Below are 17,694 nucleotides of genomic sequence, written 5' to 3'. Positions count from 1 at the left end.
TTCAACGGGGAGCTGTGCTGCTCCTTGGAGGGCACCCCATCATTGGGAAACCCTTACCTCCTAGATTTGACGATAAAGCCCAGCTTGTCAAGCATGAATGTAACACTGACCTATTGAATGTCTCCCATCAGGTTTAGTCAACACTGCTCCTCCGGCATTACACCGAAGGTATTGCCAAGAATATTAATTTACACAGTCAGATGCTCCTTGATCAGCCCATCCGTCAGATCGTTAATTCCCCCCTCGGCCACCGGCCGGCCGCGGTTCATTATCACGAAGCGGTCTGCGTATTTGCGGGCGAAGGGCAGCTTCTGCTCCACCAGCAGCACCGTGAGGCCATCCTCGTCGATCAGCTTGCGGATCACCCCGCCGATCTGGGCAACGATATTGGGCTGGATCCCCTCCCCCGGCTCGTCGAGGATCAAAAGTCGCGGCTCGATCACCAGCGCCCGTCCGATCGCCAGCTGCTGCTGCTGCCCCCCGGAGAGGTCCCCTCCGCGGCGGTGCTTCATCTCGGCAAGTACCGGAAACAGTTCGAATACCCGCTCCGGAATGCTGTGCTTGCCGTCCCGTCGGGCCGCCAGCCCGGTACGCAGGTTCTCCTCCACCGTCATCAGGGGAAATATCTGCCGGCCCTGGGGCACGTAGCCGATACCCATCCGGGAGCGATCTTCCACACGCTTCCTGGTCAGCTCCGTCTCGCTGTCGAAGCGGATGCTGCCACCGGCAACGGCCACTTCGCCCATGATCGCCTTCAACAGCGTGGTCTTGCCGACGCCGTTGCGGCCCATCACGCAGGTGCACTGGCCGGCAGGTACGTCCAGATCGAGATCCCACAGGGTATGGCTCTCGCCGTAGTACTGGTTTAGCTTTTCGACGCGCAACATCAGGCCACCTCCTCTTCGGCGTCGGACCCCAGATAGACCTCGACCACTTTCGGATCGTTGGACACCCGGTCCATGCTGCCCTCGGCCAATACGCTGCCCTGGTGCAACACCGTCACCTTGCGTGCGATGGAGCGCACGAAGCCCATGTCATGCTCCACGACCACCACCGACTGTTTCCCGGCCAGGCCGGTGAGCAGCTCGGCGGTACGCTCCATCTCCTGCTCGGTCATGCCGGCCACGGGCTCGTCGACGAGCAGCAGGCGCGGGCGCTGCATCAGCAGCATGCCGATCTCCAGCCACTGCTTCTGGCCGTGGGAGAGAATGCCCGCCGGCCGCAGTCGCAGCTCGGCAAGCCCGATGGTTTCCAGCACCTCCTCGATGCGCTCGCGAATGACCGGCGTCATGCGCGCCGTCAGGGTCGGCAGGATGCGCTTGTCCGCCGCCATGGCCAGCTCCAGGTTCTCGAATACCGTCAATGCCTCGAAGACGGTCGGCTTCTGGAACTTGCGACCGATACCCAGGCTGGCGATCTCCGGCTCGTTCATGGTCAGGAGATCATGGCGGCTGCCGAACCAAACCTTGCCGGCATCGGGGCGCGTCTTGCCGGTAATGATGTCCATCATGGTGGTCTTGCCGGCCCCGTTGGGGCCGATGATGCAGCGCAGCTCGCCATCGTCGATGGTCAGGTTCAGGTCGTTGATGGCCTTGAACCCATCGAAGCTGACCGACACGTCCTCGAGGTAGAGGATGGGACCGTGACGCACATCCACGGGTGATTCCGCCGGGACCAGGAAGTCGAAGACACGATCCCGGTCGGCCAGTGATCTGAGAAAGCTCATGCCGATACCTCCTTGCCGGCGGAAGTGGCTGCGCCGTCATCCTCATCGCGGCGCTTCCGGCGGAAACGATAGGCCAGAATGCCCGCCACCCCCTTGGGCAGGAAGACAGTGACCAGCACGAACATCGCCCCCAGGGCGAACAGCCAGGCATCCGGCATCACCCCGGTGAAGACCGTCTTGGCGTAGTTGACCAGAATGGCGCCGATCACCGCGCCGTAGAGCGTGGCACGACCGCCCAGCGCCACCCAGAGCACGATCTCGATGGAGAAGATCGGCGAGAATTCGCTGGGGTTGATGATGCCCACCTGGGGCACGTAGAGCGCCCCGGCCAGCCCGGCCAGCATCGCCGAGACCACGAAAACGAACAGCTGGAAGCGCTCGACCCGGTAGCCGATGAAACGCGTGCGGGCCTCGGCGTCACGGGTCGCCACGCACACCCGGCCCAGCTTGCTGCCGACGATGGCACGGCAAAGGATGTAGCCAAGCCCCAGTGCCACCCCCGTGGCGATAAACAGCCCCAGCCGGGTGGCATCGCTTCTCAGGTTGTAGCCCAGGATGTCACGGAAGTCGGTCAGGCCGTTGTTACCGCCGAAGCCCATCTCGTTGCGGAAGAAGGCCAGCATCAGGGCGAAGGTCAGCGCCTGGGTGATGATCGACAGATAGACCCCGGTGACCCGCGAACGGAATGCCAGGAAGCCGAACACCAGGGCCAGCAGACCCGGTGCCAGCAGCACCATGATGAAGGCGAACCAGGCCATGTCGAAGCCGGTCCAGTACCAGGGCAGGCTGTCCCAGTTGAGGAACACCATGAAGTCCGGGAGCTCGGGGTGGCCGTAGACGCCACGGTCGCCGATCTGGCGCATCAGGTACATGCCCATGGCATAGCCGCCCAGGGCGAAGAAGGCACCGTGCCCCAGGCTGAGAATGCCGAGATAGCCCCACACCAGGTCCACCGCGACGGCGAGCAGCGCATAGCTGAGATACTTGCCGAACAGGTTGACGGTATAGGCGTTGACATACAGCGGATGCCCCTGGGGGACTGCCACGTGAAGGATCGTCACCAGGACCAGCGCGGCAAGCAGTACGCCGAGAAACAGCTGTGTCGAACGCTCGGTAAAGGGTCTTCCAAGCCAATGCATGCGTTAGCCCTCCGCCGCCCGGCCCTTCTGCGGAAAGAGTCCGCGGGGCCGCTTCTGGATGAATAGGATGATGAAGACGAGCACGATGATCTTGGCCAGCACGGCCCCCGCCCAGGCTCGAGAATCTGGTTGATCACGCCCAGCGACAGTCCCGCCACCAGGGTGCCCCAGAGATTGCCCACCCCGCCGAACACCACCACCATGAACGAATCGATGATGTAGTTCTGGCCCAGGTTGGGGCCGACATTGGTGAGCTGAGAGAGAGCGACCCCGGCCAGTCCGGCGACACCGGAGCCCAGGGCAAAGGTCATGATATCGACCCGGGTCGCGCGGATGCCCATGGAGCGAGCCATGGCGCGATTCTGGGTCACTGCACGCACCTCCAGACCAAGCCGGGTGCGGCGCATAATCAGCATCAAGGCGGCGAATACCACCAGGGTGAAGCCCAGCACATACATGCGGTTCAGGGTCAGCGACAGGGCATCGTTGACGATCAGGGAACCGCTCATCCACTCCGGGGTGACCACGGTTCGGTTCTGGGGCGAGATGGCCGTGCGCACCAGTTGCTGGAGAATCAGGCTGATACCGAAGGTAGCCAGCAGTGTTTCCAGCGGTCGCCCCTTGAGGAACTGGATCACGCCCCGCTCGATGGCGATGCCGGCCAGGGCGGCGACCAGGAAGCCGGCGGGAATCGAAAGGATCAGCGCCAGCCCTGGCTGGCCCGGCAACAGCTGCTGCATCGCCCAGGTGGTATAAGCGCCCAGCATGATCAACTCGCCATGGGCCATGTTGATCACACCCATCACACCGAAGGTGATGGCCAGGCCGATGGCAGCGAGCACCAGCACCGAGCCCAGCTCAGGCCGAAGTAGAGGGTCTCCAGCCCACGGTTGATGCGCAGGTTCTGCTCGATACTGTTCAGTGCCGCCTGGGCGGCGTCGGCGACCACCGGGTCATCACCCATTACCGCGCGAGCCAGGGCCACACGGACCCGGGGGTGCAGACTGCCCTCCAGGTCGGCAACGGCATCGACCTCGCCCTGCTCCAGACGATGGATCGCCAGCGCCTGGACCAGCCTGGCACGCACCCGGCGATCCACCTCGTGCTCGATGACACCGGCCAAGGGTTCCGCCAGGTCGGCATCGACCTCGCCGAGCAATCGTTCCGCCGAGGCGCGACGCAGGGTCAGGTCGGCCGAGTAGAGATCGACCACGGCGATGGCGCTGCGCAACTGGTTGCGCAGCGCATTGTTGATGCCGATGCGGTCGAGGTCACGGCGTGACATCTCGCCGAGGGCCTCACCGGACAGGGCGTCCTCCACCGGCCATTCACGCCCACGGTTATCGAGCACCACCACGAAGCGACCCTCGTCGGTGCGCTGCAGACGGCCGTCGAGGAGTGCCGACAGCCAGTCACGAGCCCGGGGGTCATCGCTCTGGACGATGGCGTCGATGGCCTCGCCCTTGGCCGGATAGGCGTCGACGTCAAGCGCTTCGAGCAGCTCGAGGGCCGCGGCGTCATCGCCGCCGACGTGAGTCTCTGCTTGCGCAGCGCCAGCCGTGAGACACAAGAAAGAGAGCAGGATCAGCAGCGCCAGGCAGCGAGATGACCGGCCGGCAGCAGTGTCGGCAAGCGCCCTGACCGCCACTGGCCAGGACAACGGGAAATTCCGCATCGCAGGCTTCCTTTGAATAGAGACAAGATGGCGTGCATCCTCACCGCCCGACCGGGCGGCGAGGAAAAGGATCGACTCGGCTTATTCGGCCAAGGCAGCCTCGGCTTCTTCGGCCGCAGTGCTGCCGCCGCAGGAACCGGTGGCGACGTTGAAGTTGCCGCAGCGCATCGGTGCACGCCAGTCCGCGATCAGGTCACGTGACCCGGGCAGGTAGTCGGACCAGGCGTCGCCGGCCACGGTGGAGGGCGTCTGCCAGACGATGTCGAACTGGCCGTTGTCCTGAATCTCGCCAATCAGCACCGGCTTGGTGATGTGGTGGTTGGGCATCATTGCCGCGTAGCCGCCGGTGAGGTTGGGTACGGTCACGCCGATGATGGCGTCCTTGATGGCGTCGACGTCGGTGGTGCCGGCCTTGCGCACCGCCTCGGCCCACATGTTGAAGCCGATGTAGTGGGCCTCCATGGGGTCGTTGGTCACCGCCTCCTCGTCGCCGGTGTAGTCGATCCAGGCGTCGATGAAGTCATAGTTGATGTCGGTATCGACGCTCATGAAGTAGTTCCATGCCGCCAGGTGACCAACCAGCGGTCCGGTATTGATCCCGGTCAGCTCCTGTTCACCCACCGAGAAAGCGAGGACCGGTATATCCGCGGCGTCAACGCCCTGGTTGGCCAGTTCAGTGTAGAAGGGGACGTTGGCATCGCCGTTGATGGTCGAGACCACTGCCGTCTTCTTGCCCTCGCTACCGAAGCGACGGATATCCGAGACGATGTTCTGCCAGTCGGAGTGACCGAAGGGGGTGTAGTTGACCATGATGTCCTCGTCGGCCACACCGAATTCATCCTTGAGGTAGGCCTCGAGAATACGGTTGGTGGTGCGTGGGAAGACATAGTCGGTCCCGGCCAGCACCCAGCGCTCCACGCCGACCTCGTCATGCAGGTAGTTGACGGCGGGAATCGACTGCTGGTTGGGCGCCGCCCCGGTGTAGAAGACGTTCTCGGAGGACTCTTCGCCCTCATACTGCACCGGATAGAACAGCAGGCCGTTGAGCTCCTCGAAGACCGGCAGCACCGCCTTGCGCGAGACCGAGGTCCAGTTGCCGAAGACAACGTCAACCTCGTGCTGGGCCAGCAGCTCGCGAGCGCGCTCGGCGAACAGCGGCCAGTTGGAGGCAGGATCGACCACTACTGCCTCGAGCTGGCGACCCAGCAGGCCACCCTGCTCGTTCTGCTGCTCGATCAGCATTTCCACGGTGTCCTTGAGCACCGTCTCGCTGATGGCCATGGTGCCGGAGAGGGAGTGGAGTATGCCCACCTTGATCGGATCCTCCGCCAGCGCCTGAGCGCTGATACCGAAGCCGGCAGTGGTGACCAGTGCAGCGGCCGCCAGCTTCGAGGGACGAAGATAAGAACGGAGAGAGGGACGGGACAGAGCCTTGCGTCGGGATGCGTTCACTTGTCACTCCTTGCACCTTCCTGCAGGAAGGTTTCATCGTGGTGGCATCGCACCGGGGCCGAAGGAGCGCCGGTGCGGGTCTCAGCCATCAACCTTTGCAAGGCTTGCGCCATTCGCTTGCGAAAACCGTTAATCCATTGTCTTTCAATGAACTGGAGATGCTCGACCGCATCGCTGACATGCGCCGGGGCACTGCCATGGTGCAGTACATGACGTGAACGCCTGAAGGCCGTGCACCGCCGGCGTGCAGGATGCATAAAAAAAGGGCACCGGTCTGCACCGGCACCCCAAGGACGAAAGGTCTATCGCGGGTCAGGCGCGCGCGCGGCGAACCCTTGCCAGGCCCTGCTTCACCACCGGCAGCAGCAGCGACAGCGCGGCGATGATCAACAACCACATGGAGATCGGCTTGTCGATGAAGATCATCCAGTCGCCCCCCGATATCTGCAGTGCCCGGCGCATGGACTCCTCCATGATGGCGCCGAGGATGAGTGCCAGGATCAGCGGCGCCGCAGGGAAACCGAACAGGCGCATGCCCAGCCCCACCAGACCGAACCCCAGCAGCAGCAGCAGATCGAAGACACTGAAGCTCATGCCGTAGACCCCCACCATGCAGAAGATCAGGATCAGTGCCAGCAACAGCGGGCGCGGCATCTCGAGGATCTTGGCGATATAGGGAATCAGCGGCAGATTGAGCACCAGCAGGAAGATGTTGCCGATGTACATGCTGGCGATGACCCCCCAGAACACATCAGGACGATCCACCAGCATGGCCGGCCCCGGGCTGACGCCCATCACCAACAGCGCACCCAGCAGCACCGCCGTGGTGCCGGAACCAGGCACACCCAGTGTCAGCAGCGGAACGAAGGAACCGGTACAGGCGGCATTGTTGGCGGCCTCGGGGGCGGCAACCCCCTTGATATTGCCCTTGCCGAAGGTATCCCCATCCTTGGCCAGGCGCTTCTCCATGCTGTAGCCGAGAAACGAGCCGATAGTGGCCCCCGCGCCGGGCAGGACACCAGTGAAGAAACCAAGTACGGAACTGCGGGCAATGGGCGGTGCGATCTCGCGAACCTCGCTGCGGGTCAGCTTCAAGGAACCGATGGCATTGCGCGGCTGCTCCTTGCCACCGCCACCGCGCAACAGCATGTAAAACACTTCGGCCAGGGCGAAGATGCCCAGCGCCACCACCAGGAAGTCGATCCCATCGAGCAGGTGGGCAGTACCGAAGGTGAAACGCTCGGTGCCGGTCTGCAGGTCGATGCCCATGATCGATATCATCACCCCGATCACGGCGGCGATCAGCCCCTTGACCAGGGACTTGTCGGACAGGGACACCACCGCTGTCAGCCCCAGCACCATCAGCGAGAAGTACTCTGCCGGCCCGAAGCTGACTGCCACTTTCGACAGCATCGGTGCCACCAGCATCAGGAAAACGATGGAGATGGTACCGCCGACGAAGGAGGCGTAGGCGGCGATGGCCAGCGCCTTGCCGGCCAGGCCTTGCTTGGCCATGGGGTAGCCGTCGAAGGAGGTCGCCACGGTGCCGGCGACGCCGGGGGCATTGAGCAGGATCGACGAGCTCGAGCCGCCGAAGATGGCGCCGTAGTAGACCCCCGCCATCAGGATCAGGCCGGACGAGGGTTCCATGGCAAAGGTGATCGGGATCATCAGGGCCAGGGCGCTGATCGGCCCCAGGCCAGGGAGCATGCCGATCACGGTGCCGGCAAAGACCCCGGCGAAGACGTAGGCGATGTTCATCGGCTCCAGCGCGATACCGAAGCCGTACATCAGGTTATTCAGCGATTCCATAGGAGACTCCGGGCCGTGGTCAGAGCGGCAGCAAGCCGGTGGCAGATAGACGCCCATGATCCGGGTCATGGTCAGGTAGAGAATCAGCACGACACCCAGCGAGGTGGCCAGGTTGACCCCATGGCGACGATAGCCGTAATAAAAGGCCAGCCCGAAGACCAGCGAGACGGAGGTCAGTACGAAGCCCACCGGCACCAGCAGCAGCGCGTAGGCCACCAAGGCCAGGCTGGTCACGACGACCCGAGACCAGGGCCGCAGCAGCACCGGGGCGGTCTGCTCCTCGGGGTCCAGCTCCTCGGGCACGTCCTGTGCCTTGGGCTTCTCCAGGAACAGCAGCAGTGACAGACCAAGCAGGATGAACCCCAGCACCTTGGGAAACATGTCGGAGTCGATCGGCCTTGGCAGCGGAAAGGGCCGAATCTGCCAGGCCATGGCCAGATAGCCTATCGCTACCGCGGCCAGAACCAGTGCAATGATCTGGTTGGAATTGAGTCGAGTCATGGCGGGACCTCGAGCCAGCGGGGCTCAAGCAGTGCTATGGGTGCGGACGAGAGCCCCGTTGCGGGGCCCTCGCCGACGATGGCTTGCGAGGTGTTACTCGCCGATCAGGCCGAGTTCGCTCAGCACTTCGCTGAAGAGCTCCTTCTGCGCATCGAGGAATTCACCGAACGCCTCGCTGGACTGGTAGGCATCGAGCCAACCCAGCTGGTCGCGGGCATCCTGCCAGCCTTCGGTCTCCTGCATGCGGGCAAACAGGTCCTCGTAGTAGGCCACCGCCTCGGCCGGCATGTCGGGGGCACCCATCACGCCACGCCAGATATCGAAGGTATAGTCGATGTCCTGCTCCTGGTAGGTCGGGATGTCGGCCAGGACGCCGCCCATTCGCTCGGGAGCCGAGACGCCCAGCGCCCTGAGTTCGCTGCCTGCACCCAGTTGACCCGAGGCCTCGCCGGCACCGGTGATGACTGCCTCCACGTGGCCACCCATCAGGCTGGTCATCGCTTCGCCGCCGCCGGAGAAGGGAATGTAGTTGACCTCAGCCGCGTTCAGCCCGGCAGCCGAGGCCAGGCCGGCAATGGAGATGTGATCCATGGAGCCCGGCGCACTGCCGCCACCGATGCTCAGGCCCGGATTCTCTTCGATGGCCGCGAACAGTTCGTTGAGATCGCTATAGTCGGAGTCGTCACGCACCAGCACGATGGAGTAGTCGGTGATCAGGCGGGCGATCGGCGTGAAGTCGTTGTGGTCGTGGCGGGAGGTGCCGGCCAGCGGAACCAGGATGATCGGCGGACTGGTGGCGAACAGCTTGTGCGGGTTACCGCTGTCGCGGGCGATCTGGGCCCAGGCGACGGCACCACCACCACCCGGCACGTTGATGGCGGCGAAATTCTGCTCCGCCAGACCCTCTTGCTGGATCACCCGCGAGGTAGTGCGCACCAGGGTGTCCCAGCCACCGCCCGGGTTGGCCGGCGCGATGAACTCGATGGAACGGGTCGGGGTCCACTCATCGGCGCTGACGGTGGTCGTTGCCCCGACGACAGCAGCCAGTGGAAGGGCCATCAGCGTCAGGCGCTTGAGGGATAGCTTGGTAGTCATGGCGTTCTCCGGATTCAGCATCTTGTTTTGTGATCGTTGCATGATCGCCCTTGGGCGCTACGACACGAACGTTAGAAGAGCCTCACCACAGCCACAAGCTTCTGAACATAAACGACAAATAGTCCTTTAAACACATTCTGTCCTTTCTGTTCACGGACTTCCGCGCATCTGCCCTGCCCCCCTACCACCACTGGTCCTGACTTCCCCCTGGCCACCCTCTTCAACGGCTCTCTTGAGCTACCCCTCTTCACACCATGGCGACGTATCCCCCACCACGCGGTAGCGGCGCTCCGGCCGGCCCACATCGCCATAGCCCAGCTCGGCGCCCACCACCTGCACCGAAACCAGGAACTCCAGGTAGCGACGGGCCGTGGAGCGGCTGGCGCCCATGGCTCGTGCCACCTCCATGGCAGCCAGCGGCGTCCCGGCATGCTCCAGCGCCGATACCACGGGTACGCAGGGTCAGGCGATCGATCCCCTTCGGCAGACTGCGCACATCGCGCCCCGACGCCCCCTCGGGACGCAGCCGGGTCAGTGCCCTGTCGAGCTCCTCCTGGCTCATTTCACTGCGTGCGGTCAGGGCGGCACGCTCACGGCGAAAACGAGCCAGCATCTGGGCCATGCGCGAGGCCTCCACCGGCTTGATCAGGTAGTCGAAGACGCCGCCACGCAAGGCCTCGGCGATGGTATCCACTTCACGGGCGGCGGTGATCATCACGATATCCACCTGCAGGTAATCACGGCGCAGCGACCAGAGCAGCTCGAGCCCCTCAACATCCGGCAGGTAGGCATCCAGCAGGACCAGCTGTACCTCGTCGCCCTCCCGGGACATCAGCGCCCGCGCTTCGGTACCGCTTCTGGCCATGCCCACCACCCGAAAGCCTTCGCTCTGCTCGATGAAGGCGCGATGAATGTCGGCAATGCGAAAATCGTCCTCGATGATCAGGATGCCGAGTTCCGCCGGCGGATAGCCCGTTTCGTGCATCTCTCAATACCCCCGCGAAGGCTGTTCTCGTCTTGTGGTTATCGTCGCGCTCAGGTCATTTCAGGGCGCTGTCGTGCCCGGCCGCGGCGGCTTGCCCCGCTGTCGCCGAACGGCAGAGGGAGCGGTCGAGCACGGCAATGAAACAGGCTCCTCCCAGCTCGCTCTCTTCCAGGGTGATGGCGCCACCGTTCTCCCGGCACAGGCGGCTTACCAGGCCAGGCCGATCCCGTGATGCTTGCCCGGTTTGGTGGAAAACCCCTCCTGGAAGATCGCTTCGACATGCTCCGGAGGCACCCCGGGGCCGTTATCCTCCACCTCGATCAAGAGTTGCTCCCCCAGGTCGGTAAAGAAGAGTCTTACCCGCGGCCCCTCATCATTACGGCGGTCGCTCTGCAGCGCCGCGTGGCAGGCGTTGTCCAGCAGGTTTCCGATCACCGTCATCAGTACCTCCTGGCCCTTCACGGTGAGCGGCTCGAGCAGCGAGCTCTGCTCATCGATCTCAAGCTGCACGCCAAGCTCTCTGGCCCGGGTCAGCTTGCCGAGCAGGGTACCGCTGACCACCGGATCCCCCACATGCTTCATCAGGAAGGTCATCTGGGCCTGCTGCCGAGCGCTTTCCTGGTGAATCAGGGCGATGGCATCCTCGATCCGGCCGAGCTGGAGCATCCCGGAAATGGTGTAGAGCTTGTTGGAGAACTCGTGGGCCTGGGCACGCAGCATGTCCACGTCCCGGCTGGCGGCATTCAGCGCATTGGAGAGTTCGACGATCTCGCGCCGGCTGCGGAAGGTCGCCACCGCGCCCTCGATCTCGCCCTCGTGGTGGATGGGCACGCGATTGACCACCACCGGGTGGTCCCCCAGCCACATGTCCTGGTCGAACTGATGCTCGCCTCGCTCCATGACCTCGAGCAGTCGCGAGTTGGGCACGATGTCCTGAATCGGCTGCCCGACCAACGCATGCACCGGCGGCAGGCCAAGAAAGCGCCGCGCCTGCTGGTTGACCAGGGTGATCTGGCCCTCGCGATTCACCGCCAGGATCCCCTCGTGAATCGACTGCAGGATCGCCTCCTTCTCCATGGCCAGGCGGGCGATCTCGTAGGGTTCGAGGCCCAGGATGACCCGCTTGAGATGGCGCGACAGGCCATAGGCGCCGGCAAAGCCGAACACGATCATCAGCGCCACCAGCCACCACCCCAGGCTGGTATGTTCGACCACGTCCATGGCCACCCGATCGAGCATGAAGCCCACCGAGACGATACCGATGATATTGCCTTCGGCGTCGAGAACCGGTGTCTTGCCGCGCATGGCATCGCCCAGGGAGCCGGTGGCTTCCGAGACATAGGATTCGCCATGCAGCAGCGCCCGGTCGTTGTCACCGCCGACCATGGGCTTGCCGAGCCGCTCGGGCAACGGATGGGAATAGCGCAACCCCTCGGTATTGCCCACCACCACGTAGCGTGCGCCGGTTTCGCGGCGGATGCGCTCGGCAATGGGCTGGATGGTAACGCTGGGCTCGGCGTCATCGAAGGCGGCGATGAGTTCGGGGATGCTGGCAACGCTAAGCGCCACGGCCAGTGCGCGCTGGCCGATCTGGCCGCTGATGATCTCGCCCTTGCGGTGGTTGAGATAGGCCCCCTGGGCCAGCAGCATGCCGGCCAGCAGAACGCCGACCAGCAGCATCACCTGCAGTCGAAAGCTGCCCGCGAGCCGCCTGCGGCGGGAGCGCGGACGTTTCATTCGCTGGATTTCGGCTACGACTCGGGAGTGGGACGACATGGCCTGCCTCGTTGATCTCTTGTTCGCATTGTCGCACGCCTGATCGAATTGTCGCATTGGCAATGAAAAGGGGCACTCGCCTGGTCGGCGAGTGCCCCATATCCAACAGGGTCGGACAGCTATCCGGCGATTATCACCGTCGTCACGAAGAGCGGATCAACCCGCCAGCGTCCGGCGCAGCCGGGGGCTGGCCAGCTCACCGATCAGCGTGACCAGTGCCAGTACCGCAAGCAGCCACGGCCAATGGGTGGCGAACTCGATGCGGGCGACACCCAGGGCGTCGACGAAGATCACCAGGATGCCCAGTGGGCTGACATAACGCACCATGAACAGCCAGAGGGCATGCCAGCGCGGCGACAGGCCCAGCTCGTCACGAAAGGTCTCGCTCTTCAACACGAAGCCGGCCAGCAGCACCATGCCCAGACCGCCCAGCGGCATCATCCAGCGTGAGGTCAGGTAATCCAGCCAGTCGAAGAAGTGACGTCCCGCCAGGGTCCAGTCGGCCCCCAGGTTGAACGACAGCATGGCCATGGTACTGATCAACCACAGCACGATACCCGTACCCCAGGCCGCGGCACGCCGGGAGAGCCCCTTGTTGTCGCACAGCCAGGAGACGGTGGCCTCGACCATGGAGATCGATGAGGTCAGCGCCGCCATGGAGAGCATGACGAAGAACAGGATCCCGAACAGCGTCCCCATGGGCATGGCCTGGAAGGCCAGCGGCAGGCTCATGAAGAGCAGCCCGGGGCCTTCACCGGGGTCCATGCCGTTGGCGAAGATGATGGGGAAGATCGCCAGACCTGCCATCAGCGCCACCAGGGTATCGGCCAGGGCAACGCTGAAGGTGGTACGCACGATGGAGCTCCGCGCCGGCAGGTAGCTGCCGTAGGTGAGAATCGCCCCGGAGGCCAGCGACAAGGTGAAGAACGCATGGCCCAGGGCAGCCAGCATGCCGTCGCTGGAAAGGCTTCCGGCATCGAAGGAGAACAGGAAGCGCCACGCCTCGCCGAAGCCGCCGGAGAACATGCCGTAGCCGATCAGGATCAGCAGCATGATCACCATGCCCGGCATCATCCAGGTCACGCTGCGCTCGATACCAGCCTGTACTCCCTTGCCGACGATGAGCATGGTCAGCACCACCACCAGGGTGCTCCACAAGCCCAGGTTGAGCGGATTCTCGTTGTTGGCAACGAAGATCGCCACCATGTCGTCGACGCCGGTGCCGGCCAGGCCGCCGGTCAGCATCTTCCACAGGTAGGAGAAGGACCAGCCGGCCACCACCACATAGAACGACAGGATCATGAAGCCGGCCAGCATGGCCAGCCAGCCCAGCAGCGACCATGCCGATGAGCGGCCCGACTCTGTCACGACTCGGCGTACCGCATCGATGGGGCTGCCACGGCCACGCCGGCCGAAGGCGATCTCCGTCATCATGACCGGCACGCCGACCGCGAGAATACAGGCCAGGTAGACGAGCACGAAGCGCCTCCGCCGTGCTCGCCGGTGATATAGGGAAACTTCCAGATATTGCCCAGGCCAACGGCAGAGCCGGTAGCCGCCAGCACGAAGCCCCAGCGGCCTAGCCACTGGGCGCGGGGTTGTTGCGAATCGCTCATCTTGTCACCAGAGGTCGTTGTTATACGCGAACACAGCAATATTAATGATTATTAGCCATTATTGCAGTGTTTAATCTCGCTTATTTTTCATTTAACAGTATATGTCACTATATATTGGCACAAAAAAGCTCCCGATCCTGAGGAATCGGGAGCCGTTGCTGCGATCAATCGTCCTTGAGCACACCGCGGCGGATCTGATCCTCCTCGATGGATTCGAACAGGGCCTTGAAGTTGCCTTCGCCGAAGCCATCGTTGCCCTTGCGCTGGATGATCTCGAAGAAGATCGGGCCGATCACGGTCTCGGTGAAGATCTGCAGCAGCACACCCTCGTCGGGGCCGCCGTCGACCAGCAGGCTCAGCTCGCGCAGCTCCTCGACATTCTCCTCATGGTTCGGCACCCGCGCATCGACCTTCTCATAGTAGGTATCCGGCGTGGAGAGGAAGGTCACGCCGTTGGCACGCAGGGCGCGCACGGTGGCGTAGATGTCGTCGGTGGCCATGGCCAGGTGCTGGATACCTTCGCCATTGTACTCGCGCAGGAATTCGGCGATCTGCGAGGTGTCGTCGGCGGACTCGTTGATCGGGATGTGCATCTTTCCGCAAGGTGCAGTCATGGCACGGGAGTGCAATCCGGTCTTCTTGCCCTTGATGTCGAAGTAGCGGTTTTCGCGGAAATTGGCAATATCGGTATAAAAGTTCGCCCAGAAGTCCATCTGGCCGCGGTCGACGTTGTGGGTCAGGTGATCGAGCACCTGAAGGCCCACGCTGTTGTCCTGGGGGGTACGGCCGGGTATGGCTTCGAAGTCGATGTCATAGATGGTGCGGCCTTCGCTGTCGACCTTGTTGTCGACGAAATAGAGCAGCGATCCGCCGATACCGCGTACCGCGGGAATGCCGACTTCACCCGGTGCCACCTTGTTCTCCACGGGTTCGGCGCCATGGGCGACGGCATAGTCGAAAGCCTGCTTGGCATCGGCCACCTTCCAGGCCATGGCGCAGGCGCTGGGGCCATGGACGCTGGCGAACTCCGCGGCGGGGCTGTTCGGTTCGGCGTTGAGCACGAAGTTCACGTTGTCCTGCTGGAACAGGAACACATCCTTGGAGCGGTGCTTGCGGGTCTCGGTGAAACCCATGCGATTGAACAGCGCACGCAGTTCCTCGATGCCCTCGGGAGTTGGGGCCGTGTACTCGACGAACTCGAAGCCGTTGGTGCCAATGGGGTTCTCTTGGCTGATGGGCGAGACAGTCTTGGCAGGAGCGTTCATGGATATCCTCCAGGGGTATGGCGCGATGCTTCGCGATTGTTATAGGCACACTGCGGTACCGAAGATGTGCCCCCAGCCTAGTGCCCCACCGCTGCCGCCGAAACGCCCGCATAGCGCCTGGTAACCCTCGCCTGCATCGCTCGCACCCCAGCAGGCGTAAAGCCATGTTGACACCCTGCCGAAGCCGGCCTGTCGCGCCGGAAAGGCGGTGCAAAATCCTGACAGGGCGTAACGAATGTTTTACATCTCAAGGGAAGCGCTGAACAAATCGCCGAGCGAGATGAAGCGGCTAGGTTCGTTCCCGACGAACCAACGCACTTCCCACATCCCTGTGGGTCGCAAGGCGCACGGAGCACAGAACCGAGCGCAGCGACAAACATCCGAAGGATGGCTCCGGAGGAGCGAGAAACCGAAGGTTTCGAGTCAACCGGAGCATATGGGGTATATGTGAGGATCCGCCGGTCCGACGCTTCGGCACCGCGCAACGCAGCGATTCGCTCGTGTAGGCATTTGCGGAGTGTTTCCCAAGTGTCGCGGTCACTCTTGACCTCTAAGCTTATCCTCCACGCTCGTCACCTTGTCGCCCATGCTCTGCTCCCGGTCGGTCCGGGTGCCCAGCTTGATGGTCGTGGTGATGCGCGGCGCGCCCATCTCGTGGACCACCTCATGGCAGCGCTTGACCACCGCCATCACCTCGTCCCACGGCCCTTCGATGTTGGTACCGTAGGCATGCATATGGTGCTCGAGGCCCGAGGCCTGGATGACCCGCTGGCAGGCGGCGATCTGCGGCGAGACCGACACCCCCACGCCCAGCGGTACGACACAGATATCGATGATGACGTGCATGGTGACTTCTCCTTATCCAGTAACGGCGCATGAGTAGCTAGTGTGCCGCAAATGCCAGCCATCGCGCCTCCAGTTTTGGATCGAGGGCCTGGCCGGCCAGCGCAATGAGGGCCGCGTCATCGAGCCACTCCTGATCCAGTCCCCGGGCCCAATCGCCGGCAAGGCGCTGGTTCGCCTTTCCTGTCATCCTGTGCAGCGGATGGCCCGTGGATTCTGAAAATGCTTCGATCATGGGTCCGTAAAGGGCCGACAGGCGCAGGCCGGGAAGCCGAGCTCGCAAACGCAGGAAAATCCTCAGCCCTTCCGGATCGAGATCACCCCAGTAGCTTTGATTGCTCATGTCCAGAAGCTCAGCCAGGGTATGTGGCAATGTTCCCTCTCCCACCAACCGCACCTGCTCGATACCAATCAGTGCCTCACCCAGTGAGAGCCCATAGCCAAAGCTGCAGACCAGAGCCAAACGCTGATCCAGACCGGTCCGGCAGGCTTGAGTGAAACTCTGCAGATTCTCGATCAACAAGACGCCTTCAGGCGCTGACGGCATGCTGGCCAGTAGCCAGGCATCGGCAGCGGAAAAGCGGGAACGCTCGATACCAAAGGCACGCAACAGCGGCGACGGCAGTGAGTCGAGCAGCTTGCTGCTACCCATGAGGTAGCGAGCACTCGCGATATAGGTACCAAGCGAATAGGCAGCGGGCAATGCGTCGCTCAATCGTCGAAGCCCGTCTACCAGTGCCAGCTGATCCTCCCGGGACCAGCCATCCAGCGAACTGGCCAAGGCAGAATTCCAGACTACTTTCTGTTCAGCAGTCAGCCCCAGGGCCGGAAGGGCAACCGGCAGGAGTGCGGCCAGTTTTTCGCGATGGCTTGCCGCCAGCTTGATGGTAGGATTCAAGTCCATGAGTGGAGACAGACTGACCTCACCATTGTTCACTTCGAGCAAGCCCGCCCGGTAGAGCTCCAGTAGCGCTGCACGGCCACCATGCCGAGTCTGGCATAGCGACTGCCGGGTCCAGCGAGCGATCACCGACCTAGCCCGCCACCCCTTCTCCTTCCCCCTGAGAAATTCCCGGGACCAGGCTTGCTCAAGGTCTGCCAGTGCAGCCCTTGCTGTTTCACTCAAGTGAATCATCACATCGTCACCCACGTTTCAACCTCCGCCGAGGCGCCTGCCGGCGCCAGTCGCGATGGGGACCAGCGCTCCAACAAGGTCAGCGACTACCGTGTTGTCGGAGGAAGCTTCAGCTCACGACTGGAGGCCGAAGGACTCCCGGCGGTGTTGCCAACCTTCGCGAACGTAACTGACGTTTCAGCCTCCGCCGAGGCGCCTGCGGCGCCAGTCGCGATGCGGAGCAGCGCTCCAACAGCTGCTTCTTCCTGGCCGATCCTTCACTCCACCGCTTCGGTGACGTGGATGCCGAACAGGCTGGCTTCGCCCTGGCTGCGGCCCACTTCCTCGGGTGGGGTGATGCGCCCGTCGCGTACCATGACGTGACCGCCCTGCCCCTGGCCGTCGCCGATGACGCTGCCCACCAGGTAGGTGGGGAATATCTCAGGGTCGTTCTCGTAGTTGGGGTTGTGGATCAGGCCGATCATCTGGAAACGCCCCCGCGTGTTGCGCAGGGACTCCAGGGAGTCCTGGATCAGTCGGCGGTGCGACAGCTTGGAGAAGAGCCCGTCGAGCAGGATCACGCTCTCGCGGCTGCTGCGGGCGCGCCGCTTGTGGTGCCCCGGCAGTTCGCGAAGCTCCCGCTCGATGGCGAATTCCGAGAGCTTGACCAGCCACATCAGCGAGACGGCCTCCCG

12 protein-coding genes and 5 pseudogenes are annotated in these 17,694 nt (G+C 63.2%); 1 reads left to right on the top strand and 16 read right to left on the bottom strand.

From position 1 onward, the window contains the following. Positions 1–188 precede the first annotated feature (188 nt). From urtE to urtA, 5 genes and pseudogenes are all read right to left on the bottom strand, one after another. A complete protein-coding gene (gene urtE / locus Q427_RS01265) occupies positions 189–887 on the bottom strand; it encodes an urea ABC transporter ATP-binding subunit UrtE (protein ID WP_043510359.1) in 699 nt (232 codons plus the stop codon). Further along, positions 887–1,726 (bottom strand): urea ABC transporter ATP-binding protein UrtD, encoded by an 840-nt coding sequence (gene urtD, locus Q427_RS01260; RefSeq protein WP_043510357.1) that lies wholly within the window; start codon positions 1,724–1,726, stop codon positions 887–889. The genes urtE and urtD overlap by 1 nt, the downstream gene beginning before the upstream one ends. After that, on the bottom strand, positions 1,723–2,865 hold the full coding sequence (gene urtC, locus Q427_RS01255) for an urea ABC transporter permease subunit UrtC (protein WP_043510356.1): 1,143 nt from the start codon (positions 2,863–2,865) through the stop codon (positions 1,723–1,725). Before urtC ends, urtD begins: the two co-directional genes overlap by 4 nt. 3 nt (positions 2,866–2,868) lie before the next feature. Then, positions 2,869–4,435 (bottom strand): annotated as a pseudogene (gene urtB / locus Q427_RS01250) (urea ABC transporter permease subunit UrtB). A gap of 186 nt (positions 4,436–4,621) precedes the next feature. Next, positions 4,622–5,992 carry an urea ABC transporter substrate-binding protein gene (gene urtA, locus Q427_RS01245; protein WP_442905419.1) on the bottom strand — a complete coding sequence of 457 codons (1,371 nt, stop codon included), beginning with the start codon at positions 5,990–5,992 and terminating at the stop codon, positions 4,622–4,624. On the opposite strand from urtA, the gene Q427_RS30885 reads away from it, so the two are divergent. Further along, entirely contained in the window at positions 5,983–6,210 is a 228-nt protein-coding gene (locus Q427_RS30885) for a hypothetical protein (protein ID WP_155833417.1), read from the top strand. The genes urtA and Q427_RS30885 overlap by 10 nt on opposite strands. 94 nt (positions 6,211–6,304) lie before the next feature. Here Q427_RS30885 and Q427_RS01240 read toward each other — a convergent pair whose 3' ends face one another. The 11 genes and pseudogenes from Q427_RS01240 to Q427_RS31835 form a co-directional block, all read right to left on the bottom strand. Further along, positions 6,305–7,804: a tripartite tricarboxylate transporter permease gene (locus tag Q427_RS01240; RefSeq protein ID WP_043510393.1), complete on the bottom strand. Its 1,500-nt coding sequence runs from the start codon at positions 7,802–7,804 to the stop codon at positions 6,305–6,307. A 51-nt stretch (positions 7,805–7,855) separates the two neighbouring features. Then, a pseudogene (locus Q427_RS33075) lies at positions 7,856–8,305 on the bottom strand (tripartite tricarboxylate transporter TctB family protein); the annotation flags it as partial. 93 nt (positions 8,306–8,398) lie between these two features. After that, positions 8,399–9,400, bottom strand: a complete 1,002-nt coding sequence (locus tag Q427_RS01235; RefSeq protein ID WP_043510391.1) for a Bug family tripartite tricarboxylate transporter substrate binding protein — start codon at positions 9,398–9,400, stop codon at positions 8,399–8,401. 237 nt (positions 9,401–9,637) lie between these two features. Continuing rightward, positions 9,638–9,808 (bottom strand): CitB family transcriptional regulator, encoded by a 171-nt coding sequence (locus tag Q427_RS33070; protein ID WP_231613303.1) that lies wholly within the window; start codon positions 9,806–9,808, stop codon positions 9,638–9,640. Positions 9,809–10,067: 259 nt separating this feature from the next. Further along, positions 10,068–10,385 (bottom strand): annotated as a pseudogene (locus Q427_RS33065) (response regulator); the annotation flags it as partial. A gap of 55 nt (positions 10,386–10,440) precedes the next feature. Continuing rightward, positions 10,441–12,161: pseudogene (locus Q427_RS01225) on the bottom strand (ATP-binding protein). A 156-nt stretch (positions 12,162–12,317) separates the two neighbouring features. Continuing rightward, positions 12,318–13,777: pseudogene (locus Q427_RS01220) on the bottom strand (sodium-dependent transporter). Between the two features lie 164 nt (positions 13,778–13,941). After that, the gene (hppD, locus tag Q427_RS01215; RefSeq protein ID WP_043510355.1) at positions 13,942–15,042 is read right to left on the bottom strand and encodes a 4-hydroxyphenylpyruvate dioxygenase; all 1,101 of its coding nucleotides are present in this window, start codon (positions 15,040–15,042) and stop codon (positions 13,942–13,944) included. A gap of 537 nt (positions 15,043–15,579) precedes the next feature. Further along, a complete protein-coding gene (locus Q427_RS01210; protein ID WP_043510353.1) occupies positions 15,580–15,888 on the bottom strand; it encodes an MTH1187 family thiamine-binding protein in 309 nt (102 codons plus the stop codon). A gap of 37 nt (positions 15,889–15,925) precedes the next feature. Next, on the bottom strand, positions 15,926–17,035 hold the full coding sequence (locus tag Q427_RS01205) for a Wadjet anti-phage system protein JetD domain-containing protein (protein WP_081785764.1): 1,110 nt from the start codon (positions 17,033–17,035) through the stop codon (positions 15,926–15,928). A 242-nt stretch (positions 17,036–17,277) separates the two neighbouring features. Then, a partial coding sequence (locus tag Q427_RS31835) for a hypothetical protein (protein WP_043510350.1) occupies positions 17,278–17,694 on the bottom strand: 417 nt, incomplete at its 5' end.

It is taken from the genome of Halomonas sp. BC04 (assembly GCF_000568385.1).
The sequence above is the reverse complement of the archived record's forward strand: the minus strand, read 5'-3'. Positions and strand labels throughout refer to the sequence as shown.

Bases quoted from the DNA above. Each gene is read 5' to 3' on its own strand.
- Q427_RS30885 (WP_155833417.1), top strand. From the start codon at position 5,983: ATGCGTTCACTTGTCACTCCTTGCACCTTCCTGCAGGAAGGTTTCATC.
- Q427_RS01240 (WP_043510393.1), bottom strand. From the start codon at position 7,804: ATGGAATCGCTGAATAACCTGATGTACGGCTTCGGTATCGCGCTGGAG.
- Q427_RS01210 (WP_043510353.1), bottom strand. From the start codon at position 15,888: ATGCACGTCATCATCGATATCTGTGTCGTACCGCTGGGCGTGGGGGTG.
- hppD (WP_043510355.1), bottom strand. From the start codon at position 15,042: ATGAACGCTCCTGCCAAGACTGTCTCGCCCATCAGCCAAGAGAACCCC.
- urtC (WP_043510356.1), bottom strand. From the start codon at position 2,865: ATGCATTGGCTTGGAAGACCCTTTACCGAGCGTTCGACACAGCTGTTT.
- urtD (WP_043510357.1), bottom strand. From the start codon at position 1,726: ATGAGCTTTCTCAGATCACTGGCCGACCGGGATCGTGTCTTCGACTTC.
- Q427_RS33070 (WP_231613303.1), bottom strand. From the start codon at position 9,808: ATGGAGGTGGCACGAGCCATGGGCGCCAGCCGCTCCACGGCCCGTCGC.
- Q427_RS01235 (WP_043510391.1), bottom strand. From the start codon at position 9,400: ATGACTACCAAGCTATCCCTCAAGCGCCTGACGCTGATGGCCCTTCCA.
- urtE (WP_043510359.1), bottom strand. From the start codon at position 887: ATGTTGCGCGTCGAAAAGCTAAACCAGTACTACGGCGAGAGCCATACC.